At 40.6% G+C, this 17,433-nt stretch carries 19 protein-coding genes; 4 read left to right on the top strand and 15 right to left on the bottom strand.

Annotated features, from left to right (window positions below):
• Positions 1–89: 89 nt before the first annotated feature.
• The 5 genes from AC2TFD_RS02405 to AC2TFD_RS02385 are packed head-to-tail and all read right to left on the bottom strand — an operon-like array spanning position 90 to position 3,154.
• Positions 90–1,001, bottom strand: a complete 912-nt coding sequence (locus AC2TFD_RS02405; protein ID WP_484674879.1) for a LiaI-LiaF-like domain-containing protein — start codon at positions 999–1,001, stop codon at positions 90–92.
• Positions 998–1,090: an LPXTG cell wall anchor domain-containing protein gene (locus AC2TFD_RS02400; RefSeq protein WP_335509442.1), complete on the bottom strand. Its 93-nt coding sequence runs from the start codon at positions 1,088–1,090 to the stop codon at positions 998–1,000. The genes AC2TFD_RS02405 and AC2TFD_RS02400 overlap by 4 nt, the downstream gene beginning before the upstream one ends.
• Positions 1,087–2,163, bottom strand: coding sequence for a hypothetical protein (locus AC2TFD_RS02395; protein ID WP_335567321.1), 1,077 nt, complete (start codon positions 2,161–2,163; stop codon positions 1,087–1,089). Before AC2TFD_RS02395 ends, AC2TFD_RS02400 begins: the two co-directional genes overlap by 4 nt.
• Positions 2,160–2,642, bottom strand: a complete 483-nt coding sequence (locus tag AC2TFD_RS02390) for an anti-sigma factor family protein (RefSeq protein WP_335567320.1) — start codon at positions 2,640–2,642, stop codon at positions 2,160–2,162. The genes AC2TFD_RS02395 and AC2TFD_RS02390 overlap by 4 nt, the downstream gene beginning before the upstream one ends.
• Complete coding sequence (locus AC2TFD_RS02385) at positions 2,639–3,154, bottom strand: sigma-70 family RNA polymerase sigma factor (RefSeq protein WP_335509447.1); 516 nt, start codon at positions 3,152–3,154, stop codon at positions 2,639–2,641. The genes AC2TFD_RS02390 and AC2TFD_RS02385 overlap by 4 nt, the downstream gene beginning before the upstream one ends.
• Before the next feature lie 373 nt (positions 3,155–3,527).
• Between AC2TFD_RS02385 and plsY the strand changes: the two genes are divergently transcribed.
• A complete protein-coding gene (gene plsY, locus AC2TFD_RS02380; protein ID WP_335509449.1) occupies positions 3,528–4,154 on the top strand; it encodes a glycerol-3-phosphate 1-O-acyltransferase PlsY in 627 nt (208 codons plus the stop codon).
• A gap of 36 nt (positions 4,155–4,190) precedes the next feature.
• Here plsY and AC2TFD_RS02375 read toward each other — a convergent pair whose 3' ends face one another.
• Entirely contained in the window at positions 4,191–4,742 is a 552-nt protein-coding gene (locus tag AC2TFD_RS02375; RefSeq protein WP_335509451.1) for a thioredoxin family protein, read from the bottom strand.
• A gap of 221 nt (positions 4,743–4,963) precedes the next feature.
• Between AC2TFD_RS02375 and putP the strand changes: the two genes are divergently transcribed.
• Complete coding sequence (putP, locus tag AC2TFD_RS02370; RefSeq protein ID WP_335509453.1) at positions 4,964–6,442, top strand: sodium/proline symporter PutP; 1,479 nt, start codon at positions 4,964–4,966, stop codon at positions 6,440–6,442.
• A gap of 521 nt (positions 6,443–6,963) precedes the next feature.
• Here putP and gatB read toward each other — a convergent pair.
• From gatB to AC2TFD_RS02345, 5 genes are all read right to left on the bottom strand, one after another.
• Positions 6,964–8,391 (bottom strand): Asp-tRNA(Asn)/Glu-tRNA(Gln) amidotransferase subunit GatB, encoded by a 1,428-nt coding sequence (gene gatB, locus AC2TFD_RS02365; RefSeq protein ID WP_484674878.1) that lies wholly within the window; start codon positions 8,389–8,391, stop codon positions 6,964–6,966.
• A 12-nt stretch (positions 8,392–8,403) separates the two neighbouring features.
• The gene (gatA, locus tag AC2TFD_RS02360; protein WP_484674877.1) at positions 8,404–9,861 is read right to left on the bottom strand and encodes an Asp-tRNA(Asn)/Glu-tRNA(Gln) amidotransferase subunit GatA; all 1,458 of its coding nucleotides are present in this window, start codon (positions 9,859–9,861) and stop codon (positions 8,404–8,406) included.
• A gap of 35 nt (positions 9,862–9,896) precedes the next feature.
• Positions 9,897–10,190, bottom strand: coding sequence for an Asp-tRNA(Asn)/Glu-tRNA(Gln) amidotransferase subunit GatC (gene gatC, locus AC2TFD_RS02355; protein ID WP_484674876.1), 294 nt, complete (start codon positions 10,188–10,190; stop codon positions 9,897–9,899).
• Positions 10,191–10,379: 189 nt separating this feature from the next.
• The gene (locus AC2TFD_RS02350; protein ID WP_335509460.1) at positions 10,380–10,925 is read right to left on the bottom strand and encodes a hypothetical protein; all 546 of its coding nucleotides are present in this window, start codon (positions 10,923–10,925) and stop codon (positions 10,380–10,382) included.
• A 268-nt stretch (positions 10,926–11,193) separates the two neighbouring features.
• A complete protein-coding gene (locus AC2TFD_RS02345) occupies positions 11,194–11,625 on the bottom strand; it encodes a YueI family protein (RefSeq protein WP_335509463.1) in 432 nt (143 codons plus the stop codon).
• Positions 11,626–11,658: 33 nt separating this feature from the next.
• Between AC2TFD_RS02345 and AC2TFD_RS02340 the strand changes: the two genes are divergently transcribed.
• Positions 11,659–12,141, top strand: a complete 483-nt coding sequence (locus AC2TFD_RS02340; protein ID WP_484674875.1) for a hypothetical protein — start codon at positions 11,659–11,661, stop codon at positions 12,139–12,141.
• On the opposite strand, the gene aceA is transcribed toward AC2TFD_RS02340, so the two are convergent.
• From aceA to AC2TFD_RS02325, 3 genes are all read right to left on the bottom strand, one after another.
• The gene (aceA, locus tag AC2TFD_RS02335) at positions 12,112–13,389 is read right to left on the bottom strand and encodes an isocitrate lyase (RefSeq protein WP_335509465.1); all 1,278 of its coding nucleotides are present in this window, start codon (positions 13,387–13,389) and stop codon (positions 12,112–12,114) included. The two genes, AC2TFD_RS02340 and aceA, sit on opposite strands and share 30 nt — an antisense overlap.
• A gap of 33 nt (positions 13,390–13,422) precedes the next feature.
• Positions 13,423–15,015, bottom strand: coding sequence for a malate synthase A (gene aceB / locus AC2TFD_RS02330; protein WP_484674874.1), 1,593 nt, complete (start codon positions 15,013–15,015; stop codon positions 13,423–13,425).
• Between the two features lie 354 nt (positions 15,016–15,369).
• Positions 15,370–16,419 (bottom strand): glycoside hydrolase family 15 protein, encoded by a 1,050-nt coding sequence (locus AC2TFD_RS02325; protein WP_335567313.1) that lies wholly within the window; start codon positions 16,417–16,419, stop codon positions 15,370–15,372.
• A 189-nt stretch (positions 16,420–16,608) separates the two neighbouring features.
• Here AC2TFD_RS02325 and AC2TFD_RS02320 point away from each other — a divergent pair, with 189 nt between their 5' ends.
• A complete protein-coding gene (locus tag AC2TFD_RS02320) occupies positions 16,609–16,785 on the top strand; it encodes a hypothetical protein (RefSeq protein WP_335509473.1) in 177 nt (58 codons plus the stop codon).
• A 32-nt stretch (positions 16,786–16,817) separates the two neighbouring features.
• Here the strand turns inward: AC2TFD_RS02320 and AC2TFD_RS02315 are convergent, their stop codons facing one another.
• Positions 16,818–17,432 (bottom strand): NAD(P)-binding protein, encoded by a 615-nt coding sequence (locus AC2TFD_RS02315; RefSeq protein ID WP_484674873.1) that lies wholly within the window; start codon positions 17,430–17,432, stop codon positions 16,818–16,820.
• Position 17,433: the final 1 nt, after the last annotated feature.

Here is a 17,433-nt window from a genome sequence, read left to right as displayed (position 1 = left end):
AACCCCGGCAACAAATATTATTCTACCCATATTATTGCCGTCTACTATCATACCCTTTTTTTATTAATTTGCAAAAAATAAAACGTGATTTAATTTGTATTTACACTAACATAGTGGGTATTCGTGATAGTGATATTGTACTTACCCTCACCAGACTGGAAAACAGCATTCCTTTTTATTCCTTCATTCGGAACATCCGTTTCGGTTAACTGCCATGCTCCATCCCTGCCATTCACATCACCAACACCATCCGCTGTTATATTTAAATGGCTGTCTTCAGCAACCTTAACATTTATAGACGAGGCACCATCTAAACTCCAGTTATTTTCAAGTGACCGTGGATTTAACGTAATATCATTCCCATTTCCAATTACCTCAAGCTGTACACCTTTAGGAATAAGTATAGTGGAGGCAATTTCTTGTTGACTATAAAAAGGTCCCATCTCATTTGGCAAGGTCTTTACATTTACGTAAAGAGTATCTCCCTTTTTGTTGGCATACACGTATTCATCCGCACTTTTTAAGAGCCCATCCTTGTTCGCTGTCTGGATTCGGTACGTTCCAAACATCGACACTTCTTTTTCATCTGTTGCTTCAATTGTTGTTTGGTAGCCTGTAGTTCGTAACACTACACGTTTGATACTATCATCCAACTGATAGGAGAAATTAGGAAGCTCAAACGAGCGCTCTTCCCTTGCAACAGCCTCCTCTACTTTCCCCATAATCCCAGTAGCACTAAGCGTCGCGAACATGATTCCAACCATTCCAAGCACTCCAACAAACAGGATACTAACAAAATCATATTTTAATATTGGTTTCTCCTGCCTTGATAGAAATAAATAGAGGAGAATTTCAATTCCAAGGACAATTAACAGCACTGGCCACCAAGACGTCATCACATGAACAAGATCAAACCCCATAAAACGTGAGAGGAAAAGGAAGATGCCAAGAAAGACGAGCGAGGCTCCCATCGAAAATGTACCAACACGCCATGTTCTCATTCCTGTTCCTCCTTTCTTTTTCTAAAAAGGAATCCAATTCCAGCTCCGATTAAGAGCACCCCTGTAATCGTGTTTTGCCACTTTTTCATGATTTTCCTTCCTCCTTTTTGTGCTTGCTGCCGGCTAATAACTTAATACCACCGCCAATTAACAGCACACAGACAACTCCCGTTTGAAAATATCTTTGAACCCAATAATTTAAATCTATATTGATCAAATTTGACAGCATTGGTGCAAAGACTGGAATGACCACATTCATGAATAGGTAATAAAGCCCCAATACAACTAAACCAATTCCAACCCATTTCTGATGATTAATTAAGTAAGAAATAATCGGAACATCCTCGATTTCTTCCTCACCATATTTGGATACCTTCTGCATAGCGTCAAAAAAGCTATAAAACCATATAATCGGAATCAGGAACAAGAAGATTCCAAGTCGTAAAATATCTAAGATGTAGATGGAAAACAGGAAAGCCGCCATTAATTGAATCCCACGCTTTTGTAAGCCTAGATAGAGGTGGCCTGCACCAGGGAAAATAGAAAGGAAGGTGGCAATCGATTTGCTCTTCTTTCCATCTTCTCTTCGTGTTTCCAAGTCTTCAAAGATCGTTCGATCGATTAGCTCCTCACCACGCTGCTTTTTATTCACCTGCTGCACCGCGTCAAAAAATCCGTACACCCAAATAATTGGCAATCCTAGCAAGAACACCATAAACTCACCACGGCCGCTAAGTGCCGTTACAAAGATGACCATTACAGCCAGCCCTAAGAACGCTGCTAACAATGTTACACCACGATTCATTAACCCAAGTTGAAAATGGCCCAAACCCGGGACAAACGATAACGCAATGGTATAAAACCTTTCTGACTCCTGTGTTACTTGTGTTGGGAGAATATCTGGATTTGCAGCTTTTAACGCTTTCTTCTGCTTGGAAATTTGCACACCCATGTCAATAAAGCTAACTAAGTAGATAAAAATTCCAGCCATAAAAGAAAGGATTGCAATTTCCTCATTGCCAGAAAATAAACCAAAAATGGTGATAAATGCACAGCCAACAACGGCTAGTAAGTAAAGCACCCCCCGAAACATATTGCCGAAATAAATATGACCGAGGCCTGGAAATAACGATAACGTTAACGCCTTCGTTGAATTTTTCATTTTTTATTTGCCTCCTTTTCTTCCAGTGAATCCATCCATGCAAATGTTTTATCAATAACGCCCTCTGTGACTGTTGGCTTTTTCTCCTTGATATGCTGTGGTGCCTCTACTGCACTTGCATACGTTGCAAGTGATTGAAACACTCCTGAAAAGGTAAGCAATAGTGTTGCAGCCGCTGCAATCAAATAGTGGAAAGATGCCTGTTGGTAGAATGGCTTTTTCGTTTTTACCGGCTGCTTCATGACTGACGGTTTTTCAATATACTCATTTTGTTTCGAAACCTCTGCCATCACTAGGTCTGTAAAACTAGTCTCATTTAGAAGAACTGGAAGTGATGATTCATGTTCTGAGACAGCTTGTAGATAATGCTCCAGACATTCATCGCATGTATATAGATGACTTTCAAGTTCCTCTCGTGTCTGACCGCTTACTTCGTCCTTAACATAGCTCAACCACTCATCATAATGATAATGCTTCATGAAAAATCGTCCTCCTTCCAATTCTTTTTCATCCAAACCCGTGCTCTGTAAAGCTTTGTTTCAATGGTTTTCACCTGTACCTTTTGTTCTTCAGCCAATTGCTGATAACTTTTTTCCGCTATATAGAAACCATAAATGACATCCCGATAATTCTCTGGGAGCTCATCAAGTCGATTTCTAACAAGCTTTCGTCTTTCATTTTCAAGCAATTCTTTCTCCACACTATCCTTTGGAGTACCGAATGCCTGCTGTTCTAAAGCTTCAACCACTTCTTCTTTTCTTCTCGCAAGCTTGCGTTTTACATCTATGGCATGATTTACCGCTATCCGGGTCATCCAAGTCTTAAAGCCTTGATTTTCATATTGGGAGAGAGAGGTATATATTTTCACAAATACTTCTTGAGCAGCATCCTCTGCTTCCTTTTGGTCACGAAGAACAGCAAAGACGGTCCGGAACACATCATTGCGGTACTTCTCAACCAAAAGGCGAAAGGCATGATCACTGCCGTCCATCACTTTTTGTAGTAAAGCTGAATCACTAATCGCACTCTCCCCCTCTCTCTCTGACCTTCACCTTAATAGACGGAATACTTATTACAAACCCCTACACTTTTTATTTAATAAATTTTTTAAAAAAATAATAGCATAAGAAAACGTGCGGTATGTTCGCACGTTTTGGGCGTTTCAAATTTATTAGGCATCTATTAGTCTGACGGGAATATCTTCTCATGAACAAGCATAACTATTAGCAACTTGTCCAAAATCTATAGGTCTCAAGTTCGTCGCGCCTAAAATTTACCTAGAATTGGAACTAAAAAAATTGTACCATTGAACTATGATAGTTTGCTATTTATAATCTAGATACTCTAACAAAGGAATGATCATTATGCTCTGGTTATTGCTCATTGCTTCTTACTTAATTGGGAGTATTCCTACTGCGCTGATTGTGGGCAAGCTAATCTTCGGGGTTGATATTCGTGACCATGGCAGTAAAAATCCTGGAGCTACGAACACCTTAAGGGTTCTTGGAAAAGGGTCTGCCATAATCGTGGTACTTGTTGATATTGGTAAAGGTGCACTCGCTGCGTCCCTTCCTCTATACTTCAACCTTGATGTCGAACCGCTTTACTTTGGTCTGCTGGCGGTTATCGGACATTGCTTTCCTATCTTTGCCGGTTTTCGCGGGGGGAAAGCCATTGCTACCACTGCCGGAACCTTAGCAGTAGCAAATTTACCGTTGGGTTTGATTGCTTTTGGGTCCTTCTTTTTAGTGATTTTTCTATCAAAATATGTATTTTTGGGCTCTATCTCTGTGGGTCTTAGTCTGATGATTTATTCTTTTATTTCAACCAATGTTAACTTTGAACTTATTTTCTTATTTTTTACCTTATTTTTAATTTATCTTCACCGCTCAAATATTCGTAACCTCATCTTAGGAATTGAACCCAAAATAAACGATAAAAATTTAATCAATGACCGTATTCCACCGAAAAATAACAATCTTAAAATGTAAAAGGAATCCCTGACTAATGCCAGGGATTCCTTTTTATTATAGAAGCTTCTGTATAATACTGTTTGCGACCGTTTGCCAAGTAGAAGGATTTTGTTGATAGGTAGTGCCCAAGCTTTTATAAAAAGCCAGTTGCTTTTCTTGAAAATCCGGTGCTTCTTTATCCGGCAGTTCCGCACGGCCTTTTTCTACAAGAGCTTGGATTTCAGGTGCACGTGGTCCCCAAACTCCAACTTCATTTCCTTCTTGATCAATGAAAATAAAAATAGGAATCGCTCTCGAGGTGCCGTTCGTTAAATATTGATCCATTAGCTCAAGGTTCTGGTCCCTTAGTACAAACCGAACTTCCATGCCGGCTGCTTCTGCTATTCTTAGTAACACTGGGTTGTTAAGCAGGGCGTCCCCGCACCAATCCTCTGTAAGAACAATCGCACGCAAATTCTTTGACTGGATTGCTTCGAGTTTGTTTTTATCCTCTGCCTTTAACTCAAAACGTTCATAAATGGAAACCATCTCTTCTTTATTCCGTGTCATTTGCCCTATGTATTCATCTTTCGTTAATCCTTTTTGAAACCATGAATTTAACTCCACTATAAACACTCCCTTCATCTTATTATTATCATAATCCTTTTATATCCTTCTTACAAATGTAAGGAATTCTACCTTCTATTCAAATATCCCAAGAGCATTTTATCCTATTTTAAAAAAGTAATATTTTAGTAGTAGCTATAATATTATTAAGTTGATAGAATATTTCATATATAAAAAATATTATTTTAAACGATTTCTAACATAATAAAGGAGGAAAATACATGTCCAATGAAACACTTCAGCTTGTATCCATTGGAATTTACCTTGCGATGATGCTTTTTATCGGTTGGTATTCCTATCGTAAAACAAGCAATCTGACAGACTACATGCTGGGAGGAAGATCTTTAGGTCCTGCTGTAACAGCATTAAGTGCTGGTGCTGCTGATATGAGCGGCTGGTTATTAATGGGCTTACCTGGTGGAATCTATTTAACCGGTTTAGCAGATGCCTGGATTGCCATTGGTTTAACAATTGGCGCTTATCTCAACTGGTTATTGGTAGCACCTCGCCTGCGTTCCTATACACAGGTAGCCAACGATTCTATCACGATTCCAAGCTACCTTGAAAATCGTTTTAAAGATAATACGAAACTTCTCCGAATTGTATCTGGTATAGTCATACTAATATTCTTTACTTTTTATGTTTCTTCGGGGATGGTTTCCGGTGCTGTCTTTTTTGAAAGCTCCTTCGGCACAAGCTACCATACAGGTCTTTATATCGTTGGCGGCGTTGTCGTTGCCTATACTTTATTTGGCGGCTTTTTAGCAGTAAGTTATACGGACTTTATCCAAGGATTAATGATGCTGATTGCACTAATGCTTGTTCCGGCAATCGGAATCTTTAGTACGGGTGGTCCTGCCGAAACGTTTGATACCATCAGAGCTATCGATCCGTCTAAACTTGATTTATTAAAGGGAACGACTTTCTTAGGAATCGTATCTGCAATGGCGTGGGGACTTGGTTATTTTGGCCAGCCGCATATCATCGTCCGCTTCATGGCTATTAAAACGATTAATGAAACAAAAAGTGCCCGTCGTATTGGTATGGGCTGGATGATTATTACCCTAATCGGTACTATATTTACTGGATTAATAGGAATTGCTTATTTCCAACAGAATCCACAGCATGTTTTGGAGAATCCGGAGGCTGTTTTTATAGAACTTAGTCAAATATTATTTCATCCGTTATTCGCAGGATTTGCATTAGCAGCGATTCTTGCTGCGATTATGAGTACAATTTCCTCTCAATTAATTGTTACTTCTAGTGCACTTGTTGAAGATTTATATAAAGTGGTCATGAACAAAAATGCGAGTGATAAACATCTAGTCTTCTTAGGAAGAATGGCTGTTCTCCTTGTTGCTGTCGTTGCTGCAGCACTTGCTTTTAAACAAAACAGCACGATATTAGACTTAGTTGCGTATGCATGGGCCGGTTTCGGAGCAGCCTTCGGTCCAATCATCCTTTTAAGTTTATTCTGGAAAAAGATTACGAATTGGGGAGCCCTTTTCGGAATGATCGTCGGTGCTGTAACGGTTATTGTTTGGAAAAATGTTGGACTTGGCGAAACACTTTACGAGATTGTTCCCGGCTTTGTTTTTAACCTACTCGTTGCTGTTATCGTAAGCTTAGTCACATATAAGAAGAATGAAGCAATTGAAAAAGAGTTTGATGAAAGTGTACGTTTATTAAAACAAGAATAGGTTACTAAGAAAAACGCTCAGCTTGAGCGTTTTTCTAATTTTGTAATGCAGCAAATTTCCCCTTTTTCCATTACACAAACGTTTGATTAGAATGGACTCCCGCCCTTGTTATAAAAGAGTTTCCCCTTAAAAAATGGGGGGATTTTGTCAACTAAATAATCGTTTGATTAGTTTTAATAAAAACCCTTATCCCAATGAATATTCTACGTTTTTCCTATGAAATTATTGTCACTTTTTAATGGATTATTTCCTGAAATCCAGTCCATTTTAAATTCACTCCAATTCACGACATTAAACTGCCCCAAATTTACTAATCAAACATTTGATTAAAAAAGCCATTAACCCTATTATTAAAGGTTCTTCTTCCAGAAAAGGGTAGATTTTTGTCGTTTAATCAAACGTTTAATTAGTTCCACTGTAAGCCTTAGGAAATAAAGATCTTTCCCAGGAAATGATGCGGAATAAGTCGATCAATGATTCGACAAAAAAAACAGACAGAGTAGAATCTGCCTGTTTGACGTTTATCGTTTGCCTAATTCCTGCTGTAATAATTGATTCACCATTTGTGGATTTGCCTGACCCTTCGTCGCCTTCATAAGCTGCCCCACTAGGAATCCTACTGCTTTATTTTTACCGTTCTTAAAATCTTCAACCGATTGTGGATTCGCATCGAGGACCTCTGAAATGATTTTCAGCAGTGTACCTTCATCGGAAATTTGAACAAGGCCCTTTTTTTTTACTATTACTTCAGCATCCCCGCCGTTCTCAATCAACTCATTAAAAACGGTTTTAGCGATTTTTGAAGAAATCGTTCCGTTTTTGATAAGCTTAATCAAGCCCGCTAAGCTTTCAGGCGTTAGGGCAATCTGATGAAGTTCTTTCCCTTCTGAATTCAGGTAAGCTGAAACATCTCCCATGATCCAGTTTGAAGCCAGTTTTGCCTCTGCACCAGCAGTAACACTACCTTCGAAGAAATCGGCCATTTCTTTCGTTACCGTTAAAACTTTCGCATCATAAACAGGTAATCCTAGTTCTTCCACATAACGCTTTTGGCGTTGATCGGGAAGCTCTGGAATTTCAGCTGCAATCCGTTCTTTCCATTCCTCATCAATATAGATATCGAGTAAATCTGGTTCAGGGAAGTAACGATAATCATCAGATCCTTCTTTTACACGCATAAGTATGGTTGCGCCGGTAGCTTCATCAAATCGACGTGTCTCTTGGTCAACTTTTCCGCCCTGACTGATAACTTCACGCTGCCGTTTCTCTTCAAATTCCAAGCCTTTGCGGACAAAATTAAACGAGTTTAAGTTCTTTAATTCTGTCTTCGTTCCAAACTCTTCTTGTCCGACTGGACGAATCGAAATATTTGCGTCACAACGGAGCGACCCTTCTTCCATCTTACAATCAGAGACTCCTGTAAACTGGATAATCGATTTTAATTTTTCAAGATAGGCATAGGCTTCGTCAGGTGTCCGGATATCTGGCTCAGAAACGATTTCCACAAGGGGTGTTCCCTGGCGGTTATAGTCCACTAATGAATATCCATTACCATGGCTTAGTTTCCCTGCATCTTCTTCCAAATGAATTCTCGTTATACCAATTCGTTTTGTGTAGCCATTCACCTCAATTTCAATCCAGCCGTGCTCTCCGATTGGTTTATCGAATTGAGAAATCTGGTATGCCTTCGGATTATCTGGATAAAAGTAGTTCTTCCGGTCAAATTTCGTATGACTGGCAACCTGGCAATTTAAGGCCATTGCAGCCTTCATTCCATATTCTACTGCCTTTTTATTTAGAACTGGCAATACTCCGGGATAACCAAGGTCGATTACACTTGTATTTGTATTCGGCTCTGCACCAAAGTGGTTTGGGCTTGCCGAAAAGATTTTTGAATCCGTTTTTAACTCCACATGAACTTCTAAACCAATCACTGTTTCAAATTCCATCGTCTTCACCCCCTATAGTCCCGGCTTCTGTTTATGATAATCAGTAGCTTGCTCAAATGCATGTGCCACGCGATAGACTGTTGCTTCATCAAAATGCTTGCCGATAATTTGTAACCCAAGCGGCAGGCCATTATCAAATCCACATGGAATTGATATTCCCGGTACCCCTGCTAGGTTCACAGGAATCGTCAAAATATCATTTACATACATTGTTAACGGATCATCCATTTTTTCACCAATTTTAAACGCTGGGGTCGGGGTTGTTGGACCAACTATACAATCATATTTTTCAAATACATCTTCAAAGTCCTTCTTGATTAACGTCCGGACCTGCTGAGCTTTTTTGTAATAAGCATCGTAATAACCAGAACTTAGCGCAAAGGTACCAAGCATGATTCGGCGTTTTACCTCGTCACCAAAGCCTTCAGATCGTGATTTCTTATATAAATCAAGTAAATTATCAGCATTTGGAGTCCGATAGCCATAACGAACACCATCAAAGCGGGCAAGATTGGCAGACGCTTCCGAAGATGAAAGTAAATAGTAAGCGGCTAATGCATATTTAGAGTGCGGCAAACTAACCTCTTCCCAAACAGCCCCTTGTTTTTCAAGCACCTTTAATGCATCGAGCACGGACTGACGGACACTTTCATTTACACCTTCACCCAGGTATTCCTTAGGCACAGCTATCTTTAACCCTTTAATATCTCCCGTTAATGCCGAGACGAAATCTGGCACGTCGACATTCGCTGATGTGGAGTCCATTGGATCTAAACCGGATATTGCTTGCAAAAGATAGGCATTATCTTCAACGGTTCTAGTAATAGGGCCAATTTGATCAAGAGACGATGCAAAGGCAACGAGCCCGAAACGGGAAACACGGCCATATGTAGGTTTTAACCCTACTACCCCGCAAAAAGCTGCTGGCTGACGGATTGACCCACCTGTATCAGAACCTAAAGAAAACAGCACTTCACCTGCCGCAACGGAAGCAGCGGACCCGCCTGAAGATCCTCCTGGTACTCTTTCAAGATTCCACGGATTACGAGTCTTTTGATAATGCGAATTCTCATTAGAAGAGCCCATCGCAAACTCATCCATGTTTAACTTTCCGATTGTTACTGTTTCTTGCTGATGCAGTTTCTGAACAACGGTAGCATCATAGATGGGATTGAAGTTTTCTAGAATCTTACTTGCACAGGTTGTCACAAGCCCTTTTGTAACAATATTGTCCTTTACACCAATTGGAAGCCCAAATAACATACCATTTTTGGAACCCGCGGCAAGCTTGTCATCGAGGGAACTGGCTGTTTGCCGAGCTTTCTCTTCATCCAATGTTAAAAATGCCTGAATTTTGCCCTCGACTTGGGCTATACGTTTATACGACTCATCCACAAGATCAGAAGTCTTAAGTTCCTTTTTATGTAAAAGTTCATGAAGATCTGAAACTTTATAATCAAATAAGCTCATGATATCCCTCCTTTATATTGCTACAGAACCAGTCTCTACTCCCCTAGAATTGCGGGGACCTTTATTTGCCCATCCTGGTGATCTGGAGCATTTTTTAGTACTTCTTCCCGTGGCAGACCCTTTTGCTTAATGTCTTCACGGAAGATATTCTTCATATCCAGCACATGGTAGGTTGGTTCAACATTTGTCGTATCCAGCTCATTTAACTGTTCGGCAAATGTAATAATCGCGTCCAGTTGCTTTGTGAACCTTTCAGTTTCTTCTTCCGTAATGGCTAATCTAGCCAGGTTGGCTACATGCTTTACCTGCTCGTTTGAGATTCGTGTCATCTTTCAATCCCCCAATCCCTCTATGTCTTAGTTAATTTACTATTGATAATACCAAACTTTTTCGCTTTACCGCAATGATTGCCTCATCAGTATGGACAAAAGGAGAATTTTTAAGATTTTGGGCAAAAAAAATAGGAGCCTTAGCTCCATAGATGATCTTGTTTTGTGCCTATATATCTCATTATGTAACTATTCTTGCGGAATAACCTCGCCATTGCTATTTAAAGCTCTAACCTGTGGTCGAAAACCTAGTCCTATATAGTATCTTTTGCCGTCTTTGTTAATTACTTTCGCCTCTTTGTAATCCTCACTTTCGTGATCGGCAATCTCTATTCTATTAATATCTTCATTCAGAATTTCTCCAAACGCAACATATATATCTTTCAGAACTTTTCCTTTATCATTATACTTTGTATAATTTTCTACGTAGGTAGAATAGGTTATGCTTTCAGCATGCTCCCAGCCATTTGGACCACTATTCTTCCATCCATCATTATCGTTCCCTTCAAAGAAGGAAACACCCAGCACCGGTTCTTTAATATGTTTAACTTCTTTCCCTTCAGCCTTCGTGCTATAAAGAACAATCGTAATTCCATCACTTTTTGTCTTGTACAGCACGTTCTGCACTTCAAATGGAATGGTTTCAGCAATTGCTTTTTCTAGGGTTGGATATTTGCACCCTGTGAGAGTAAGCATTAGAACAATTACAATAAAAAGAATGGTATATCTTCTCATAATTCCCCTCCTAAATTTTGGTCAGAAGCTATTTATCTAGTAATCTATTAGTTTTATGACCATTATTTTTGCGTACTTATTATGAGTTTTACTAACCCTTTGTCTGTCCTACTGCATTTACTTGGACCTATCGGTAATTGTCCCTATAAATAATAATATTCCAATTTTTATAAAAGTTCCAGAGATATCCAAATATAGTAAAATAGGCGTATGTCTGAGGTATTAAAAAAGCAATCTAAATTTTTTTAGACTGCTTTTTCTATGTTTATTATTTTTTAAACAGTTTCGAAAAAAGACCCTTACTTTTTGGCTGCTCTGGTAAATTGATTGCCTTTTTTGTAATGTAGATTTCTTCTTTATCAATCGCATAGTCCATCGCTAAAATTAAGCCAATGTCTGTATCGTGCTCTTTATTGGTCACAATCGTATGCTCAAGCTTGTATTTAACTGCCAGCTTCACATATTTAGATAGGACTGAGTAATCCATATTTCCATTTAGAAAGAGATTAGACTGCGGATTCTGTTTCATTTCCCGTTCAACCTGCGGATAAATCGCAGCTTCTGCAACTTGACTTTTCTTAAGGGCAATAATAATTCGCTCCCGTAACGATCCCAAATATTTCCGCCTCTCATCCGGCTTTGTTTCCAAAGGGCCATGTATACCCTGTTGAAGAACCTCCTCAACATTTGGCTTTTTCAAAAGTAATCAACTCCATTTAAAGGGCTATTTATTATGTATGATGATACCTTAAAAAAGGTTCATTTCCAAAAAAACTGTCTATTTGAGAGTGCTTATGCGGGAGTGTTTCTTGTTATCCGAGAGTATTTTCTGGTATCCGCCAGTATTTTCCGCCATCCGCCAGTATTTCTCGCCATCCGCCAGTATTTCTCGCCATCCGCCAGTATTTCCACGCCATCCGCCAGTATTTCTCGCCATCCGCCAGTATTTCTCGCCATCCGCCAGTATTTCTCGCCATCCGCCAGTATTTCTCGCCATCCGCCAGTATTTCTCGCCATCCGCCAGTATTTCTCGCCATCCGCCAGTATTTCCACGCCATCCGCCAGTATTTCTCGCCATCCGCCAGTATTTCTCGCCATCCGCCAGTATTTCCACGCCACTCCCACACAATCCCCTCCCCCTCATACAAAAATCCCCCTCTCCACCTGGAGAGAGGGATCATCTAAATTATTTTGTAAATTGCTCTTCCTCGGTTGAGCCTTTTAACGCTGTGGTGGAAGAGGTACCTCCTGTAATAACCATGGATACCTGATCAAAATATCCTGTTCCCACTTCACGTTGGTGTCTTGTTGCAGTGTAGCCATATTGCTCACTATCGAACTCTGCCTGTTGCAGTTCGGAGTATGCGGCCATGCCGCGCTCTTTGTAGCCGCGGGCAAGCTCAAACATGCTGTGGTTCAGGGCATGGAAACCTGCTAGTGTTACGAATTGGAACTTGTAGCCCATTTTTCCAAGCTCTTGCTGGAATTTCGCAATGGTTTCTTGATCCAGTTTCTTTTTCCAATTGAAGGATGGTGAGCAATTGTAAGCCAGCATTTTACCAGGGAATTTCTCATGGATGGCCTCAGCAAATCTTCTCGCTTCTTCAATGTTCGGCTCAGATGTTTCACACCAAATCAAATCTGCATATGGTGCATAGGCTAAACCACGGGCAATCGCCTGATCGAGCCCGGCTTGCGTACGGAAAAAGCCTTCTGCCGTCCGCTCTCCTGTAATGAATGGTGCATCATTCATATCAATATCACTCGTAATTAAATCTGCAGCATTTGCATCTGTACGTGCCACCAGCACGGTTGGAACGCCCATAACATCTGCCGCCAAGCGGGCAGCAATTAAGTTTCTAACAGCCGTCTGTGTCGGCAGCAATACCTTTCCACCCAAGTGACCGCACTTTTTCTCAGAAGAAAGTTGGTCTTCAAAGTGAACACCTGCAGCACCTGCTTCAATCATGCCCTTCATCAGTTCAAAACAGTTTAGCTGTCCGCCAAAACCTGCTTCTGCATCGGCTACAATCGGAACGAACCAATCAATTGAGTCATCCCCTTCTGAATGGGTGATTTGATCTGCACGTTGAAGTGCTTGGTTAATTCGCTTTACGACGCTCGGTACGCTATTTGCTGGATATAGGCTTTGGTCCGGATACATATGTCCAGATAAATTGGCGTCAGCTGCTACCTGCCAGCCGCTTAGATAGATGGCCTTTAATCCTGCTTTTACCTGTTGAACAGCTTGATTTCCTGTCAGTGCACCTAAAGCATTAACATAATCCTCTTCATGCATTTGCTTCCAAAGCTTTTCTGCACCACGTCTTGCCAATGTATGCTCGATGTCCAGGGAACCGCGAAGCTTGATAACATCCTCAGCTGTGTACGGTCTAGTAATCCCATTCCAACGCTTATCTAATTCCCAGCTTTCTTGTAATTCCATTGCTCTTTTGTTTGTCATTATAAATTCCTCCTATTAATCTATTAAAATTTTTTATAAAAGCTCATATCCAGGTAATGTCAAAAACTCTACAAATTCATCATTTAAGACCAAGCCATCAAATAGCTCCACCGCTTTAGTGAAAGTTTCATTCTCATAAGCAGACAGGCCAATTTCAGCCTTGATTTTCTCTAATTCCTCAGTCTTAAATTTCTCATACATTTCAACTGTTACTTTTCTGCCGTCCGCAAGTACACCTTTCGGATGGCGGATCCACTGCCAAACTTGAGCACGCGATATTTCAGCGGTTGCTGCATCCTCCATCAAGTTATGGATTGGTGCAGCTCCTTTTCCAGATAACCAAGAAGCAATGTATTGAATACCAACATTGATATTAACGCGAACACCTTCTTCGGTAATCTTTCCTCCTGGTACTTCAAGGAGATCAGCTGCAGTAATCGTAATCTTCTGTTGTTTGCTACTATGAATCTGGTTTGCTAACGGCATCCCTCTACCAAATACTTCTAAAGCTACCGGTACCAGGCCAGGGTGTGCCACCCATGTACCATCATGACCATCGTTTACTTCACGCTCTTTATCAGCAGTAACCTTCGCAAATGCTTCCTCGTTCGCTTTTGGATTTTCACGGATGGGTATTTGTGCTGCCATCCCCCCAATAGCCGGGGCTCTCCTGCGGTGACACGTTTGAATGGTCAGCAAGGAATAGGAGCGCATAAATGGTGCAGTCATGGTTACCTGTGATCGATCCGGTAAAATAATATCTTTGTGGTTACGCAGCTTCTTCAAATAACTGAAAATATAATCCCATCTTCCGCAATTTAGACCTGCTGAATGTTCCTTTAATTCAAAAAGTATTTCATCCATTTCAAATGCAGCCATAATCGTTTCAATTAAGACAGTCGCTTTAATGGTTCCTTGAGGTATTCCAAGCTTCCGTTGTGCAAAAACAAAGACATCATTCCAAAGACGTGCTTCCATATGACTTTCAAGCTTTGGAAGATAGAAATATGGCCCCGTCCTTCGTGCAAGTAGATTTTTTACATTATGGAAAAAGTACATACCGAAATCAAAGAAGCTTCCGGAAATGGGCTTGCCATTTAGTTGCACATGTTTTTCCTCTAAATGAAGTCCGCGCGGTCTAACAAAGAGGACTGCACTTTCCTCATTTAGAACATATTTTTTACCATTTTGATTTTCATAGGAAATCGTCCGACTTACTGCGTCTCTTAAGTTGATTTGTCCCTCGACGAGGTTCTCCCAGGTTGGTGAAGTAGCGTCTTCAAAATCTGCCATAAAAACCTTTGCACCAGAGTTTAGCGCATTAATAACCATTTTTCTGTCCGTTGGTCCGGTAATCTCTACACGGCGATCCTGAAGGTCTTTCGGCAAGGGAGCAATGGTCCAGTCCCCATTTCGTATTTGCTTTGTTTCAGGAAGGAAATCCGGCAGGTGCCCGTTATTAATTTCCTCTTGGCGTTTTTCCCTGGACTGTAACAGTTCCAGTCGCCTTGTTCCAAATCTTTGTTCTAACTCCTCAATAAAGTTTAGCGCTTCGGGTGTTAAAATCTCACCGTATTGCGCTTTGAGGGCTCCTACTACCTCAATACCTGTTGTTTGCGTCGACATGGACTCGTTCACCCCTTTGTTATAACACAGTGTATTACCATGTGTTGTATTATATAACACAAAATTTAAAAAAGGAACTATTTTTCTGAAAGTTTTATTAAATTAGGTAAAATAATCCTAAAGTACTAAAAAAAGCGGAAGCGCCCTGTTCAGCGGCGTATGGCCTGGAGCGCTCCAACCGAGATAAAGGAAACACGAAGAGCCGGAGGCGATTCGATGTTGACTAATCGTAGGGCGGAGAGCGAAGGACACTAGCCGCTAGGGCGCTGGAGCTGGACAGTAATCTAGGTTCAAAAACTTATACTTATCTTTTAAAAAAGAGGCAGTTGAACTATTTCTCAACTGCCTCTTCCTTTACATTAATCTTTCGTATCGCTCTTTGGCCAAAATATACATGGCACTTCCCCAGCCTAATGGGGTATTGGAATTATATTCTGCACATTTGGCAAAGTATAGTTCTGGTAAACTGCCATCCGTAAGCATTACACTTTCTGTTTGTTTTATGTAATGGTTTGCTTTTTCAATATTGCCTAATTCTAAATGGCAAAGTGCCAGCCAAGGCAGTCCAAACGTCCATTCAGCCTCTGTTCCGTAGTAAAATGTCAAATTATGGTGCCTTCCTTCATGTTCAACCGTTGAATAATAGGAATCTCCTTTGTAGCGAATCACTCCGCGTTCGCGTAAAAGTACCTTTTCGACCTGGTTAACAATCACCTTAGCCTTGTCCCCAGTTAAAACCTGATACGGGAAGATTAAACTTAATTGTGCTAAATCAAAGGGCCGATCGCTGCTTTCCCCCGGGAACAGGTTACTAAGAGCTTGATATCCATTGGTAATCCATTCACCAGGCACAAAAACAATATCTCTAACTGCTTGGAGGCCCGCCACACATGCTCCGACAGAACTAGAATGGACTTCTCGCCATTCCTCCCACATGCCATTATCTGCGTCTTGCCAGTACTCCACACAGCCTAAATAGCCCACCAGTTTTTGAACAATTTCATGATCCTTTTCATCTCTGATGATGTTTTTTCCCTTTGTCTGCCCCATTCCAATCCCCCAAAGTATGGCCCCGATGGCATCATGCTGGGCATGCCCCCATGGAGTGTCGATTTCCCTTACTTCGGAGGCAGAATATCTTGAATGGATGTATTCCCATTGCTCTCTCGGCTTCTGAACGGTATGAATGTCCAGTTTCCACTCGTATTCTCTAAATAAGTCCAAAATTCGGTGATAAGTCATTTCGTAAAATTGATTGTTCTGCTCCAAATAGGGCAGTGCCATATAAAAGGAATCGCGCAGCCACACATAATGATAGTCCTTTGACGAAGAGGCCAAATACAAACCATGCGGCAAACGTAACTGATCTAAAATTTGATAGCTATGCAACACTCTCTCGTTCATCTTTTCAACCTCATTTACTTTTTATCTATCTTTTTTGCCTGTTTGAGGTCTTTTTATACGCTTAAAAAGTGAGTATAAACTCTGAAAAAGTTGTCCATGCTGAAAACTATAAACATAGATTAGGAGAGTGAGAAAATTGAAATTTAGGAAGGTAAATGTAGACTTTTTTGCAAGCAGGGGTGAATATCGATGAGTTTGGAAGAATTAAATAAAGTGATTGAAGTGAAAAAAATGGATTTAGAGGAATGCGAGCATGAACTTAACAACCGTTACTATCCTTCTATCGTTCGAATAGCCATGATGAATTACATCGTAAATTTACAGGAACAATTAAAAAAGCATGATAATGACCTGATAAATCTATAAAAGCCACAAAAAATGACGTGTGTGATTACACGTCATTTTTTCCGCATTATTTGTAAAAATTCACCTTCGCGATTTTGACTGTTTAAAAACTCCTCATTAACTATCGCGGATAACAAATTCCTTTTTCTAACAGGGTCTTGCACTTCTTTCAAGATTTTCTGTCTCGCAGAAAATAAAAATTCCAAATATTCTTCATACCGTTCATCAAATTGCTGGTCCAGCTGCTCTCGGATTCTTCGTGCCAATGTGGGGCTGGCTCCACCCGTTGACACTGAAATGGTCAATCGTCCGCGTTGAATTTGAGAGGGAACATGGAAGTCTGAACCTTCAGGATCATCCGCAATGGTTACAAGCTGATGGTCACCCGCAGACTTCTTAATTGTCTGATTCAACTCCATGCTGTCCGTTGCAGCAAAAATCAAAAACGCACCATGGAGATCTTCTTCTGAAAACATTTTTTGCTGCCAGTTTATTTTTCCAATATCCGCAACTTTTCTAAGTTCCTTCGTTGCTTCCGGACTGATTACGACAACTTGGGCTCCAGAGCCTAAGAGACCGTGAACCTTGCGTTCAGCAACCTTACCGCCGCCAACCACTACTGCCTTTTTACCCTCGAGTTTTACCATAATTGGATAATTAAAATTCAAG

It is taken from the genome of Neobacillus sp. plas4, from assembly GCF_057221695.1.
This window is presented reverse-complemented; position numbering and strand designations above follow the sequence as displayed.

Bases quoted from the DNA above. Each gene is read 5' to 3' on its own strand.
- AC2TFD_RS02405 (WP_484674879.1), bottom strand. From the start codon at position 1,001: ATGAGAACATGGCGTGTTGGTACATTTTCGATGGGAGCCTCGCTCGTC.
- AC2TFD_RS02400 (WP_335509442.1), bottom strand. From the start codon at position 1,090: ATGAAAAAGTGGCAAAACACGATTACAGGGGTGCTCTTAATCGGAGCT.
- AC2TFD_RS02395 (WP_335567321.1), bottom strand. From the start codon at position 2,163: ATGAAAAATTCAACGAAGGCGTTAACGTTATCGTTATTTCCAGGCCTC.
- AC2TFD_RS02390 (WP_335567320.1), bottom strand. From the start codon at position 2,642: ATGAAGCATTATCATTATGATGAGTGGTTGAGCTATGTTAAGGACGAA.
- AC2TFD_RS02385 (WP_335509447.1), bottom strand. From the start codon at position 3,154: ATGGACGGCAGTGATCATGCCTTTCGCCTTTTGGTTGAGAAGTACCGC.
- plsY (WP_335509449.1), top strand. From the start codon at position 3,528: ATGCTCTGGTTATTGCTCATTGCTTCTTACTTAATTGGGAGTATTCCT.
- putP (WP_335509453.1), top strand. From the start codon at position 4,964: ATGTCCAATGAAACACTTCAGCTTGTATCCATTGGAATTTACCTTGCG.
- gatB (WP_484674878.1), bottom strand. From the start codon at position 8,391: ATGGAATTTGAAACAGTGATTGGTTTAGAAGTTCATGTGGAGTTAAAA.
- gatA (WP_484674877.1), bottom strand. From the start codon at position 9,861: ATGAGCTTATTTGATTATAAAGTTTCAGATCTTCATGAACTTTTACAT.
- gatC (WP_484674876.1), bottom strand. From the start codon at position 10,190: ATGACACGAATCTCAAACGAGCAGGTAAAGCATGTAGCCAACCTGGCT.
- AC2TFD_RS02350 (WP_335509460.1), bottom strand. From the start codon at position 10,925: ATGAGAAGATATACCATTCTTTTTATTGTAATTGTTCTAATGCTTACT.
- AC2TFD_RS02340 (WP_484674875.1), top strand. From the start codon at position 11,659: ATGTATGATGATACCTTAAAAAAGGTTCATTTCCAAAAAAACTGTCTA.
- aceA (WP_335509465.1), bottom strand. From the start codon at position 13,389: ATGACAAACAAAAGAGCAATGGAATTACAAGAAAGCTGGGAATTAGAT.
- aceB (WP_484674874.1), bottom strand. From the start codon at position 15,015: ATGTCGACGCAAACAACAGGTATTGAGGTAGTAGGAGCCCTCAAAGCG.
- AC2TFD_RS02325 (WP_335567313.1), bottom strand. From the start codon at position 16,419: ATGAACGAGAGAGTGTTGCATAGCTATCAAATTTTAGATCAGTTACGT.
- AC2TFD_RS02320 (WP_335509473.1), top strand. From the start codon at position 16,609: ATGAGTTTGGAAGAATTAAATAAAGTGATTGAAGTGAAAAAAATGGAT.